The following is a 1,899-nucleotide window of genomic DNA, read 5'->3' as shown; positions in this document are numbered from 1 at the left end:
CCCCGGTGCCCGCCGCACGCCCCGCAGTGCAGCGCCGACTCGTACGGATTGTTCTCGGTTGTGCTGCCGTGCCCGCACAACACCACCAGCGGTGCAAAACTCGTTGTTAGCCCCATCATGGTCAGCGCCGCCTCAGCGAACAGCTGGCGTTCTTCGAGGCTAAATCCATCGTCGATGGACACCACGGTCGGCGGCGGCGCCGCCAGCCACCGGTACAGCCGGCGCCGTAAACCGGCCTGCCATCGCGGGGTCACGGTTTTGGCCGCCGACAGCGGCCCGGCCACCCAGCCAGCGGCTTCGGCGAGGACGAAGGGGGCGAGGGTGTCGTTTTTCGCGGCGTGGAAAGCGTGCTCAGACGCGGTCAAGTCGTGGCGGCGCGCCAGTGACCATTCGGCGGCCTGCAACGCCCGCGGTTCGGGTTGTTCGGTGATGTCGTTGCGTGGTGTCAGCAGAACCGGGCATTGGTCACTGGTTGCCGCGGCGGCGAACGCCCGATAGCGGATAGCGACGGCGAAAAACCCGGCAAATCCCAACGTTTCGTAGGGCCCGACCGCTTCGAGGTGGCGGCGCAGTTCTTCAGAGCGCGTGTCGATACAACACACCAGTTGCGCGGCCGGCCGCGATGCGGGCGCGGGGAGTGGTTGCGCCGACAGCTGGCGCAATAGGTCGTTGCGGTAGCCGGCCTCATAGGCGCGTTGCCAAACCATCTGACGTCGCGGCAGCGGCAGCAGACCCAGCACATCGGCGATCGCTGCCAGCTGCGCGGGTGTGACGTCATGGTCGAGCAGCCGCGCTGCGATCGCGGTGGCGCGCTGATCGACTGACGGGTGCTCGACGGGCTGACAGCAGACAGCGAGAGGCGGCTGACCCAGCAGACCAGCCGTGCCCAGCAGCTCGGCCTCGTAGGTCAGCCGCATCGCCAGATATTGGGTCAGGTCGGCTTTGCCCTGATGCTCGTTGTGCCACAGCACGCATGCGGCCCAGCCCGGCATCCTGGTCAGGTGTGCCCGTAGGTAGTTCACTCGCCGCTCGGGCGCCACGTCGAGGCTGTTCAGCGCGACTAGGGCGGCATCCTCAGGGCGCTCCGGTAGCCGACGCAGGCCGCGCCGCACACTTTGCGGAACCGAGCGGTCGTGGTGGGCCAGTTCGCGCCATGCCGGATACAGGCCGCGCTGTCGTCCGGGCATCGGCCACGCCGCATCGTCGGCGCCGAAATAGGCTGCGCACCATTTCGTGGCCTGCGAATCGACCGTCTCGGCGATGTGGGGTGCCAGCTGTTCGCTGTGCATACGAAACGCACGTGTCGGTGCCGCGGCGGGCGGGCCGTGCAGCACGTCGCAGCGCAGGATCTCCAGCGCGCTAAGCCGAACAGCGCCCGCGCGTACTCCGGGATGCGTTGTGGCTTCGGGGCAGCATTCGATGATCGCGTCGACCAATTCGGTGTCGGTGATGCGCCCGCGGCGGTAGGCGTCACGGAACTGGTTGTCGGTCAGCGTGCCGCGGGTGCCGAACGCCTCGGCTGCTTTTTGCAGCGCAGTGTAAAAGGGCAGCTGCTCGAAGCCGCCCAGCGGGTTGACGGCGATGAAGGTGTCGATCGGCCAGTAGGGAGACAGGATGCGCGCGGCGGCCAGGATGTCGCTGCGCAGCTCGCTGCGAAGGGTCGCGGTGTCGGGGGCGCTCATGCCGGTGCCCCGACCCTCGGGCGCAGTGACACGTAGCGCTGCGAGCCCCGCACCGTCCCCGACGTGCGCCGGCTCGTGCTTGGGTGGGCGTTGGTGAGCGCCCACACATACAGTGCCTCGTGGGCGCGGGAAAGCCAGGGCGGTCGGGGCAGCAGCCTGATCACGGCGGCGGCCGCCATCGCGGGGCGTTTCGTCGACGTGCGCGAGATGGCGAGCT

General features: G+C 68.6%; 1 protein-coding gene (cut by a window edge). It reads right to left on the bottom strand.

Annotated features, from left to right (window positions below):
- A protein-coding gene (locus ACFE99_RS00290) for a DUF2309 domain-containing protein (RefSeq protein ID WP_375481302.1) crosses the window boundary here: on the bottom strand, positions 1 to 1,682 show its 5' portion. It extends 871 nt beyond the left edge of the window; only the first 1,682 of its 2,553 coding nucleotides appear in the window; it begins with the start codon at positions 1,680 to 1,682; its stop codon lies beyond the left edge, outside the window.
- Positions 1,683 to 1,899 lie beyond the last annotated feature (217 nt).

The sequence above is a fragment of the uncultured Mycobacterium sp. genome, assembly GCF_964249325.1.
Lineage (GTDB): Bacteria > Actinomycetota > Actinomycetes > Mycobacteriales > Mycobacteriaceae > Mycobacterium.
The sequence above is the reverse complement of the archived record's forward strand: the minus strand, read 5'-3'. Positions and strand labels throughout refer to the sequence as shown.